Source organism: Streptomyces boncukensis (assembly GCF_011045075.1).
Taxonomy (GTDB): Bacteria; Actinomycetota; Actinomycetes; order Streptomycetales; family Streptomycetaceae; genus Streptomyces; species Streptomyces boncukensis.
This window is the reverse complement of record NZ_JAAKZZ010000249.1, coordinates 1-10,806: the sequence shown is the minus strand read 5'-3', so window position 1 is coordinate 10,806 and position 10,806 is coordinate 1. Positions and strand designations below refer to the sequence as shown.

The 10,806-nt window shown below is 72.2% G+C and carries 12 protein-coding genes; 6 read left to right on the top strand and 6 right to left on the bottom strand.

Annotated elements, in window-relative coordinates:
* Positions 1-383: 383 nt before the first annotated feature.
* Together G5C65_RS21925 and G5C65_RS21920 are read left to right on the top strand one after the other, a co-directional pair.
* Positions 384-566 carry a hypothetical protein gene (locus G5C65_RS21925; protein ID WP_165300616.1) on the top strand — a complete coding sequence of 61 codons (183 nt, stop codon included), beginning with the start codon at positions 384-386 and terminating at the stop codon, positions 564-566.
* A 73-nt stretch (positions 567-639) separates the two neighbouring features.
* Positions 640-3,240, top strand: a complete 2,601-nt coding sequence (locus G5C65_RS21920; RefSeq protein ID WP_165300615.1) for a class III lanthionine synthetase LanKC N-terminal domain-containing protein — start codon at positions 640-642, stop codon at positions 3,238-3,240.
* A 166-nt stretch (positions 3,241-3,406) separates the two neighbouring features.
* Here G5C65_RS21920 and G5C65_RS21915 read toward each other — a convergent pair whose 3' ends face one another.
* The 5 genes from G5C65_RS21915 to G5C65_RS21895 form a co-directional block, all read right to left on the bottom strand.
* Entirely contained in the window at positions 3,407-5,146 is a 1,740-nt protein-coding gene (locus G5C65_RS21915; protein WP_165300614.1) for a coenzyme B12-dependent isobutyryl-CoA mutase large subunit, read from the bottom strand.
* A 67-nt stretch (positions 5,147-5,213) separates the two neighbouring features.
* Complete coding sequence (locus G5C65_RS21910) at positions 5,214-5,546, bottom strand: DUF3817 domain-containing protein (RefSeq protein WP_165300613.1); 333 nt, start codon at positions 5,544-5,546, stop codon at positions 5,214-5,216.
* A gap of 42 nt (positions 5,547-5,588) precedes the next feature.
* Positions 5,589-6,110, bottom strand: coding sequence for a MarR family transcriptional regulator (locus G5C65_RS21905; RefSeq protein WP_165300612.1), 522 nt, complete (start codon positions 6,108-6,110; stop codon positions 5,589-5,591).
* Positions 6,111-6,220: 110 nt separating this feature from the next.
* On the bottom strand, positions 6,221-6,541 hold the full coding sequence (locus tag G5C65_RS21900; protein ID WP_165300611.1) for an MTH1187 family thiamine-binding protein: 321 nt from the start codon (positions 6,539-6,541) through the stop codon (positions 6,221-6,223).
* On the bottom strand, positions 6,538-6,891 hold the full coding sequence (locus tag G5C65_RS21895) for a DUF3817 domain-containing protein (protein ID WP_165300617.1): 354 nt from the start codon (positions 6,889-6,891) through the stop codon (positions 6,538-6,540). Before G5C65_RS21895 ends, G5C65_RS21900 begins: the two co-directional genes overlap by 4 nt.
* A gap of 145 nt (positions 6,892-7,036) precedes the next feature.
* On the opposite strand from G5C65_RS21895, the gene G5C65_RS21890 reads away from it, so the two are divergent.
* From G5C65_RS21890 to G5C65_RS21875, 4 genes are all read left to right on the top strand, one after another.
* Entirely contained in the window at positions 7,037-7,681 is a 645-nt protein-coding gene (locus tag G5C65_RS21890; RefSeq protein ID WP_165300610.1) for an AIM24 family protein, read from the top strand.
* The gene (locus G5C65_RS21885; RefSeq protein WP_165300609.1) at positions 7,681-8,331 is read left to right on the top strand and encodes an AIM24 family protein; all 651 of its coding nucleotides are present in this window, start codon (positions 7,681-7,683) and stop codon (positions 8,329-8,331) included. The genes G5C65_RS21890 and G5C65_RS21885 overlap by 1 nt, the downstream gene beginning before the upstream one ends.
* Positions 8,328-9,095 carry an AIM24 family protein gene (locus tag G5C65_RS21880; protein WP_165300608.1) on the top strand — a complete coding sequence of 256 codons (768 nt, stop codon included), beginning with the start codon at positions 8,328-8,330 and terminating at the stop codon, positions 9,093-9,095. Before G5C65_RS21885 ends, G5C65_RS21880 begins: the two co-directional genes overlap by 4 nt.
* A gap of 72 nt (positions 9,096-9,167) precedes the next feature.
* Positions 9,168-9,644 (top strand): MarR family winged helix-turn-helix transcriptional regulator, encoded by a 477-nt coding sequence (locus G5C65_RS21875; RefSeq protein ID WP_165300607.1) that lies wholly within the window; start codon positions 9,168-9,170, stop codon positions 9,642-9,644.
* 51 nt (positions 9,645-9,695) lie between these two features.
* Here the strand turns inward: G5C65_RS21875 and G5C65_RS21870 are convergent.
* On the bottom strand, positions 9,696-10,806 hold a 1,111-nt coding region (locus G5C65_RS21870), incomplete at its 5' end, for a sensor histidine kinase (protein WP_165300606.1).

Here is a 10,806-nt window from a genome sequence, read left to right as displayed (position 1 = left end):
GGGCACGAGGGCCTTTCTGGTCGGTGCAGACATCACAATCCACACCGAACCCGGAAGGCCCTCACCCATTCAAGATCCCTCAACCGAGACCTGCCTCACCGTCCACAACCTCCCGAGACAGAACACCAGGGCGGGTCCGGTGGATCGTGCCGGGTCGGGGCTGCTCCTTGCTGTTCGCCGCGGTCTGCGGGCGGTCTGTGGCTTGGCGCGCAGTTCCCCGCGCCCCTGACGGGGCACACCGGTGCGCCCCGAAGGGGCGCGAGTGGCGTCAGGTACACCCCGACCCGACCGTTCAGGCCCACTGTTGCCCGGACCCGGGTCCTCGTAATGTGCCAGATAGCAGTACGTCAGTTACCCCGAACCAGAAAGCTGGAGGAGTCGCCATGGACGCCCTTGCCACGCTCCTGCCCCGGCAGGCCGGCGCACTGACCGCGGAGCCCGCGGTGGAGTTCGACACCTACGAACAGGCCGCCGCCGCTGCCGACCGCTGCCCGATCAGCTGCGTATGCAACAACCACACCATCAACTGCATGGGCACCGGCCACAGCGCCTTCGCGCCGGCGTAACCGGAACCGGAACCGGAACCGGAAACGAGACCGACAGCTTCGAGGGGACGCGGGGAATGGCCGGAGAGGTGCGATGAGTTCAGCGGACTGGGATGTCGAAGCCTTCCTGAAGGAAGCGGTGGACACCGCGCCCGACCCCGGCCATTCCCTGCACACCGACTCCCACTGGGCGACGGTCGAACCACACGGCGCGCCGCTGCCCGAGCACGGCTGGAAGCTGCACATCTCCTCCCGCGCCGACAACCTGCCCGAGCTGCTGGACGCCCTGGTGCCCGCGCTGCTCGACGCGCGCTGCCACTTCAAGGTGGCCCGCTCGCTGCCCGTGCTCGTCCGGCTCAACCACGGCCAGGACTCGCCCGCCGCCGTCGGCAAGGCGGTGACCGTCTACCCGGAGCCGTCCCGGGCGCGGGAGCTCGGGCTCGCGCTGGCCGAACTGCTGCGCGGCCACGAGGGACCGCGCGTCCTCAGCGACCGGCGGATACGCGCCGACTCCCCCGTCTACTACCGCTACGGCCCGTTCTCCGCCCGGTGGTACGCGGGCGACAAGGGCGCCCTCGCGCTGCGTATCCCGGGGCCGGACGGCGCGTTCTTCGACGCGGCGGCCACCCTCGACTACCGCCAGCCGTCCTGGGTCACCGACCCGTTCGCCGCCGCGGATTCGCCGCACGGCGCCGGAGCGGACGGGCCCGGCGACGTGCTGGGCGGGCGCTACCGCGTCACCCGGGGCATCTACCAGGCCGCGCACGGGAACGTGTTCCGCGCCGTGGAGACCGCCTCGGGCCGCGAGGTGGTCGTCAAGCAGGCCCGCGCCCATGTCGGCGAGGGCCGCGGCGGCAGCGACGCGCGGACCCGGCTGCGCAACGAGCGCCGCGTCCTGGAGGCGGCGCGCGGCATCGAGGGGCTGCCCGAGTTCCTCGACCACTTCGCGCACGGCGACGACGAGTTCCTCGTCACCAGCGACGCGGGCAGCACCAACCTGCTGGTGCACGTACGGCTGCACGGCGCGTTTCTGCACCCGGCGCACACCGCGTACGGCGCGCCCCCGGCCGGCTTCCTGCGGATGATGACGGAGCTGGCCGGCACCCTGTGCGCCCTGCACGACCGCGGCGTCGTCATGCGCGACCTGACGCCCCGCAACATCGTGCTGGGCGAGAAGCGGGCCGTGCTCATCGACCTCGCCCTCGCCGCGCTGGACGGACTGCACCTCCCCGGCGGCACCGCCGGGTTCGCACCCGCCCGCCAGCTCGCCGACGAGCCGCCGCGCGCTGAGGACGACTGCTACGCGCTCGGCATGGCCCTCGGCTACGCCGCCACCGGAATGCTGCCGCTCACCGGCACCGCCGTCCCCGGCCTGGCCCGCACCCGGATGCTGCAGTCCCTCGGCGCGCTCTACGGGGCGACCCAGCGGGACTTCGTCCGGCTGCTGGGGGCGCTCACCGACGACCGCCCTGCCGCCGCACGGGAGGCGCTGCGCGCCCTGGCCGCCGGGGAGTGGTTCGGCACGCAGGCGGCCTCGGCGGCGCCGGCCGGGCATGCGCCCGTCGGCGGAGCGGAGCCGGAGACCGAGCCGGAGCAACTCGCCGGGCACGCCCTCGGAACGCTGCTCGGCGCCGTGGACCGCTATCTGCTCGACGCGCCGGCGACCGCCATCGGCGGCGTCGACGCGAGCGTCTACACCGGCAGCGCGGGCGTCGGCCTGGAGCTGCTGCACCACCAGGACCACCCGGACGTACCCCGCGCCGTCACCCGGCTGGCGGCGCACACCGCCGCCGCGTCCCGGCGGGTCGGCCTCGCGCCGGGGCTGTACGCGGGCACCACCGGCATCCGGATCTTCCGCGCGCTCGCGCTGCGCGCCGGGTACGCGGCGGAGCCCCCGCGCGAGGACGTGCCGCCCGAGCCCACGGACGACATGCTCAGCGGGATGGCGGGCGTCGGCCTCGGCCATCTGCTCCTGTACGACACCGAGGGCGGCGCCGCCCATCTCGACCTGGCGCGCGAGCACGCCGCGCGCATGCTGTCCCGGAGCGAGCCGCTGATGGCCGTCACCCCGGACAGCGGCCTGCCGCACGGCGCGGGCGTCGATCCGTCGTTCGGCTACGCGCACGGCCTCGCCGGGGTCGTGGACTTCCTGGTGGCGCTCGCCGCGCGGGATCAGGACCCGGCCGTCGCGCGCGGCGCGCTCGCCCGCGCGCACGAGCTGCGGCGGCGCGCGGCCGATCTGGTGGCCGCCTCGGCGGCGCCCTCCGCCGTCCCCATCACGGCATCGTGGTGCCAGGGGCTCGCGGGGGCCGCCAGGGCGCTGCACCACGCGGGCACGCTCTTCGACGAGCCGGCGCTGCGCGCCGCCGCGCTCTCGGCCGCGCACGCCTGCGCCGACTGGGTCCCCCGGATGGAGAACCTCTCCCAGTGCTGCGGCGTCTCCGGCGTGGGCAGCGCCCTGGTCGAGCTGGCCCGGGACTCCGGGGACGAGCGCTGCTGGGAGGGCGCAGGACGGGCCGCGCGCCAGCTGCTGACGCGGAGCGCCGGGCCCGACGAGGCGCCGTCCTTCATCGACCTGGACGGGCAGGACGCGCCGCTGTCGTGGGGGATGGGGGTCGCCGGCGCCCTCGCCTTCCTGCGCCGCCTCGCGCAGCCGGCCCAGCGGGATCTGCTGCCGCCGGTGCTGCCCGGGTGAGCGTGCCTCCGCCTTCCGGGGCAGCCGCTGCCGGGTCACCGGGGCCGAGGGCCTCGCCTGCGCCCCGCCAGGGGCGCGGGGAACTGCGCGAACGGCCCGGAGGCGCCCGCACTCGCCCGACGGCGGCACGGGGCTGCCCGGAAGGCGCCCCGTAGCCGGCCGGCGGTCAGAACACGGGCGGTTCCGTATAGACCCCCCACTCCTCGCGGAGGGCGTCGCAGATCTCGCCCAGCGTCGCCTCGGCGCGCACCGCCTCCAGCATCGGCTCGATCATGTTGCCGCTGCCGCGCGCGGCCTCCACGAGGGCACCGATGGTCCGGCGTACGGCGGCATCGTCCCGCCGCCCCTTCCGCTCGGCGAGGATCCGGACCTGCTCGCGCTCCACCTCGTGGCTGACCCGCAGGATCTCCAGGTCCCCGGTGACGGACCCGGTGTGGCAGTTGACGCCGACGACCCGCTTGTCGTTCTTCTCCAGCGCCTGCTGGTAGCGGAACGCGGACTCGGCGATCTCGCCGGTGAACCAGCCGTCCTCGATGCCGCGCAGGATCCCGGAGGTGATCGGACCGATGAATGGGGTCTCCCCTGCTCGAGCGGAGCCGAGAGCTTGGGGAAGCCGGCCGTCCGGCACGGCCCGCTGGCCGCGCTCCTTGATCTGGTCGAAGACCTTCTCCGCGTCGGCCTCGATGCGGTCGGTGAGCGCCTCGATGTACCAGGCGCCGCCCAGCGGGTCCGCGACGTTGGTGACGCCGGTCTCCTCCATCAGCACCTGCTGGGTGCGCAGCGCGATCTCGGCGGCCTGCTCGCTGGGCAGCGCGAGCGTCTCGTCCAGCGCGTTGGTGTGCAGCGAGTTGGTGCCGCCGAGGATGGCGGCCAGCGCCTCCACGGCGGTGCGGACCACGTTGTTGTACGGCTGCTGGGCGGTCAGCGAGACGCCCGCCGTCTGGGTGTGGAAGCGCAGCCACTGCGCCTTCTCGCTGGTGGCGCCGTAGACGTCGCGCATCCAGCGGGCCCAGATCCGGCGCGCGGCGCGGAACTTGGCGATCTCCTCGAAGAAGTCGACATGCGCGTCGAAGAAGAAGGACAGGCCCGGTGCGAACGTGTTGACGTCCAGGCCGCGCGAGAGGCCCAGCTCGACGTAGCCGAAGCCGTCCGCGAGGGTGTACGCCAGCTCCTGCGCCGCCGTCGCGCCCGCCTCGCGGATGTGGTAGCCGGAGACCGACAGCGGCTTGTACGCCGGGATGCCCGCCGTGCAGTGCTCCATCAGATCGCCGATGAGGCGCAGATGGGGCTCGGGCTGGAAGAGCCACTCCTTCTGCGCGATGTACTCCTTGAAGATGTCCGTCTGCAGCGTGCCGTTCAGCACGGCCGGGTCGACGCCCTGCCGCTCGGCGGCGACGAGGTACATGCAGAAGGCGGGGACGGCCGGGCCCGAGATGGTCATGGAGGTGGTGACATCCCCCAGCGGGATGTCCCGGAACAGGACCTCCATGTCGGCGGCGGAGTCGATGGCGACCCCGCAGTGGCCGACCTCGCCGAGCGAGCGGGGGTCGTCGGAGTCGCGGCCCATCAGCGTCGGCATGTCGAAGGCGACGGACAGCCCGCCGCCGCCCGCCTCCAGAATCATCTTGTACCGCTCGTTCGTCTGCTCGGCGTTGCCGAACCCGGCGAACTGGCGGATGGTCCAGGTCCTGCCGCGGTAGCCGGTCGGATACAGCCCGCGGGTGAACGGGAACTCTCCCGGCCAGCCGATCCGCTCGAAGCCCTCCACGGTGTCTGCAGGGCCCGGCCCGTACACCGGCTCGACGGGATCGCCGCTGAGCGTGGTGAAGTCGGCCTCCCGCTTGCGCGCTGCGTCGTAGCGCTCCTGCCAGCGGCGGCGGCCCTCGGTGATGGCGTCAGCATCCATGCCTCCAATTTACTTGGACGTCCAAGTAAATGTCGATGGCTGACGCCGACGGGTTGTCCGCCGGGCCCTACGCCCTCGCGGCCGACGCCTCCGACCCCGCCACCAGCGGCTCCACCTGCTTGGTCACCTTGTGCTCCACGAAGAAGGCCGCGGTCGGGATGGTGCCGGACAGCAGGACCCACAGCAGCTTGCCGAACGGCCAGCGCGCCTTCTGGCCCAGGTCGAAGGCGAAGACCAGGTAGATGATGTAGAGCACGCCGTGGACCTGCGAGACCAGCAGCGTGAGGTCCTCGCCCTTGTCAAAGCCGTACTTGAAGATCATGCACGTACACAGCGCCAGCAGCATCACGGCGGTGACGTAGGCCATTACCCGGTAGCGGGTCAGCACGCTTCGTTTCATGGATCGAGCGTAGCGACCGGGCCGGGGCGATCTTCGAGGCCCCTACTCTTTGTCGCCCTCGTCCGTAAAGTCCCCCGCTGCGACCCGCAGCGGGCGGAGTATCCGGAAGATCTCGTCCAGCTCCTCGGCGCCGTACGCGCTCAGCCCGAAGTCCATGGCCATCAGATCCCGGGTGGCCGCGTCGCACACCTCGCGGCCCTTGTCGGTGATCGCGGCGAGCGTGCCGCGGCCGTCGTTGGGGTTGGGGCGCTTCTCCACGAAGCCGGCGGCACGCAGCCGGTCCACGGTGTTGGTCACGGACGTCGGGTGCACCATCAGCCGCTCGCCGATCTTCGACATCGGCAGCTCGCCGGACTTGGAGAAGGTGAGCAGCACCAGCGCCTCATAGCGGGCGAAGGTGAGCCCGTACGGCTTCACCACCCCGTCCACCTCGGCGAGCAGGATCTGCTGGGCGCGCATGATGGACGTGATCGCGGCCATCGAGGGGACGGCCCCCCACTGCTGCTTCCAGTGCTCGCCGGCGCGGGCGATCGGGTCGAACGACAGGCTGAGCGGTTTCGGCACGCGCCCGACCCTACCGGCCGGTCACGGGCGGTTGAAGCGGTTCTCACAACCCGGACGCGGAGGGAAATCCTCCCCTTACCCGGCGCCCCGGCGCCCCCGGCCCGCTCGGGTCACTCGGCCCGCTCGGCTCCCCCGGCCCCCTCGGCCAGATGGCGCTCGACGGTGTCGACCTTCGCCGTGAGGCCGTCCGCCACGCCCGGCCGGATGTCGGCCTTGAGGACGAGGGAGACGCGCGGCGCCCTCGCCTCCACGGCGGCGACGGCGCGCCGGACCACGTCCATACACGCGTCCCACTCGCCCTCGACCGAGGTGAACATCGCGTCCGTCCGGTGCGGCAGCCCCGACTCGCGCACGACCCGCACCGCGTCGGCGACGTACTCCCCCACGTCCTCGCCGACGCCGAGCGGGGTCACGGAGAACGCGACGATCATGAGCTGGCCACGGTCCCCTCCTGCTCCTTGCGGGCCCGCAGCGCTATCACGCCGGCCTCCTCCTCCCTGCGCAGCATCCTGTCCGCGAAGAAGCCGCCGGTCGGCAGGACGGAGAGCACGAAGTAGAGCGCGGCGCGGCCGAAGGGCCACTTGATCCGGTTCCAGGCGTCGGCCCAGAAGACCACGTAGAGGATGAACAGGATGCCGTGAATGGCGCCCATGACGGGCACCGCGTTGAAGTCCGTGGTGCGCTTGAGCACCGAGCAGACCAGGAGCAGCAGGAAGGAGACCGCCTCGGGAACAGAGGTCAGTCGCAGACGGCGGAGCGCGGTGACCGCCTTCGGCGGCATGCCGTTGGGGGTTTCCAGAATGGCCACAGCTTGTCCTCGCATCGGTGGGCTCGGCTGGTGAAGGGACAGCTTGTGAAGGGGTGCACAAGCTCTGTCATTGTGGCAGCACTGATGTGGATCAGCGGCCGCAGGGTAGGTTCGTCCCGTGGCTCAGTTCCGACTCGAAGGCACCAAGGTACTCGCTGTCACACTCGGCGGCGGCAGTGACGCGGTGAAGGCGAAGAACGGCGCGATGGTCGCGTACGACGGCCAGATGGCGTTCAAGAAGATGACCGGCGGCGGCGAGGGCCTGCGCGGCATGGTCACCCGGCGGCTCACCGGCGAGCAGATGGCGGTCATGGAGGTGAAGGGCCAGGGGACCTGCTACTTCGCCGACCGGGCCAGCGACATCAGCCTGGTGCGGCTCAACGGCGAGAAGCTGCATGTGGAGGCGAGCAACCTGCTCTGCACGGACGCCGGTCTGCGCACCGGGACCACGTTCACCGGGCTGCGCGGCGCATCCCAGGGCAACGGCCTGTTCACCACCACCGTCGAGGGCGCGGGCGAGGCGGCGCTGATGTCCGACGGCCCGGCGGTGCTGCTGCGGGTGACCCACGGGATGCCGCTCCAGGTGGACCCGGGCGCGTATATCGCACACCAGGGCAACCTCCGGCAGACCTTCCAGTCCGGGGTCACTTTCCGGACGTTCATGGGCGAGGGCTCGGGCGAGTCGTTCCAGATCCGCTTCGAGGGCGACGGCCTGGTCTACGTCCAGCCCAGCGAGCGCAACACCGTCGGGGGCGATGTCTGATGCCGTTCCGGGAAGTCAGCGCGAAGCTGGTGGAGGCCCAGGTGGCGCCGGGCGCCCGGCTGTTCAGCCAGCGTGGCGCGATGGTGGCCTACACCGGCGAGGTGAGCTTCACCCCCAACATCCAGGGCGGCCAGGGCGGCCTGCGGTCGATGATCGGACGCCGGGTGGCGAACGAGGCGACGCCGCTGATGACCGTCGAGGGCCGGGGCACCGTGCTGTTCGGGCACGGCGGCCACCATGTCCAGGTGATCAACCTCGACGGGGACACGCTGTGTGTGGAGGCCGACCGGCTGCTCGCCTTCGACGGCACCCTGGAGCAGGGCACCCTCTTTCTGGGCCGGGACGGCGGGCTGATGGGCATGGTGCGCGGCCAGGTCAGCGGCCAGGGCCTGTTCACCACGACGCTCATGGGGAAGGGCGCGGCGGCGGTGATGGCGCACGGCGGCGTCATCCAGCTCCCCATCACCCCGCAGAGCCCCGTGCACGTCGACCCGCAGGCGTACGTCGCGCACTTCGGCGACGTCCGCAACAAGCTGTCCACCGCGCTGGGCTGGCGGGAGATGGTGGGGCGCGGCTCGGGCGAGGGGTTCCAGCTGGAGCTGTCCGGGAGCGGCGCGGTCTTCGTGCAGGCGAGTGAGGAGAAGCTGTGACTACTGCGCCCCAGGTCTTCGACGCCGGCTCGCTTCCGGCCAACGACAACGTCAATCCGTACGCCTTCTGCGTGGACCTGAACGGCCAGTGGTTCCTGCAGAAGGGGAAGATGATCGCCTACTACGGGCAGATCGACTTCCACGGCATCGGCCACGGCCCGCTGGACGGGCTGATCGCCTCCAGCTTCCACTCGCCGCTGCACGCCTCCGACTGGGTGGTGGCCCAGGGACAGGGCAAGCTGCTGCTCGCCGACCGCGCCTTCGACATCAACTCCTACGACCTGGAAGAGGGCAACCTCACCGTCCGCTCCGGCAACCTGCTCGCCTACGAGCCGTCGCTCTCGCTGAAGCAGTCCATCATCCCGGGCTTCCTCACCCTCATCGGCACGGGGAAGTTCGTGGCCGCCTCCAACGGCGAGGTGCACTTCCTCGAACCGCCGGTGCGGGTGGACCCGCAGGCGCTGGTGGGCTGGTCCGACTGCCCCTCGCCCTGCCACCACTACGACCACCAGTATCTGCGGGGCGTCATGGGCGGGGTCCGCGCGATGACGGGGCTCGGCGGCGCCTCCGGGGAAGAGCACCAGTTCGAGTTCGTCGGTGCGGGGACCGTTCTGATCCAGTCGACCGAGAGCCTCATGGCAGAGCGGGACACCGGCGCCGTCCCGCAGGAGGACGGGGTGCCCGGCGGCGGCCAGGGCGACCGGCAGGGCGGCGCACAGCCGCCGGGGCAGGGCGGCGGCCTGCAGCGGCGGTTCGGCCTGTGAGATCGGCGGACGGTGACTCGAAGGCCACACCGCGTGAGCACGCGTGTGCGAGCCTAGGTAGAGTCTCGCGGTATGGACACCGATGACGGCACTCGTTGGCTCACCGAGGACGAGCAGCGCGCCTGGCGGGCTCACCTGGACGTGAGCCGCCTGCTCATGTACCAGTTGGAGCACGACCTCCAGCCCTTCGGACTGACCAACAACGACTACGAGATCCTGGTGAACCTCTCGGAGTCGGAAGGCCACCGGATGCGGATGACCGATCTCGCCTCCGCCACGCTCCAGTCCAAGAGCCGGCTGTCGCACCAGATCACCCGGATGGAGAAGGTGGATCTGGTACGCCGCGAGCACTGCGAGTCGGACAAGCGCGGCCTCTTCGCGGTCCTCACCGACCACGGCTGGGACACCATGCGCAACGTCGCCCCGCACCATGTCGCCTCCGTACGGCGGCACTTCATCGACCAGCTCTCCCTGCCGGACCTGACGCGGTACGAGGCCATGCTCCGGCCGGTGGCGGAGAAGCTCCGCAGCGATCGGGGGAGAGGCTAGGGCCCAGGGCCGTGACCCGGGCAGCCCGTGAGGGCGCCGGAACCCGGTCCGTCAACCGACCAACGGCAGCCGCAGGGCGAACAGCGCTCCGCCCTCCGGCGCGGTGCCGACCGCCAGGGTGCCGCCGTGGCGCTCCGCCACATCGCGGGCGATGGCCAGGCCCAGGCCCGCGCCGCCCTCGTCCCGGGTGCGCGCCGCGTCCAGCCGCACGAAGCGCTCGAAGATCCGTTCCCGCTCCGCCTCCGGCACGCCCTCCCCGTCGTCGCCGACCTCCAGCACGAGCTGGTCGCCCGCGCGGCGTACGGCGACGCCGACGGCCGAGCGCGCATGCCGCTGGGCGTTGTCCAGCAGGTTGCCCAGCACCCGGGCCAACTGGCCACGGGAGCCCAGCACCTCGCCCTCCGCGAGCGGGTGGGCGAGGTGCACCGGGTGCGGATCGCCCACCCGCTGCGCCAGCTCCTCGCGGACCAGCGGCGCCAGCGGCACCCGGGCGTCCCCGGGCCGCTCCCCCGCGTCCAGCCGCGCGAGCAGCAGCAGATCGGCCGCGAGGTCCTGGAGGCGGACGGTGTCCTCCACCGCACCGTCCACGTCCAGCAGTTCGGGGTGGGCCGCGGCCACCTCCAGCTGGGTGCGCAGCGAGGCGATCGGGCTGCGCAGCTCGTGCGAGGCGTCGGCGACGAAGCGCCGCTGGCGCTCGACGGAGTGCTCCAGCGCGGCGAGGGTCGCGTTGGTCGTACGGGCGAGCCGAGCCACCTCGTCCCGGGAGTCCGGCTCCGGGACGCGGCGGGACAGGTCCGTGCTCGCGGTGATCGCGCCCATCTCCCGGCGGATGCCCTCCACAGGGCGCAGCGCGCGCCGGGTGACCAGCCAGGTGACCGAGCCGACGACGAGCAGCAGCACCGGCAGCCCGATCAGCATGGAGCGGGTCACGGAGGAGACGGCCTGCTGCTGGTCGTGCAGCGAGGCCCCGGCGTAGACGGTGACGGGGGTGCCGTCGCCGGTGGCGCTGCGCACGGCGGCGACGCGGAAGTCCTGGCGCCCGGCGCGGTCGTCCTCGTCGTACGTCACCTCCCCGTCGTCGTCGACGGGGAAGGAGAGGGTGCGCTCGGCGGTGTCGCCGTCCACCCGGGAGCGCGGGGCGCCGTCGTCATCGTCGTCCCCG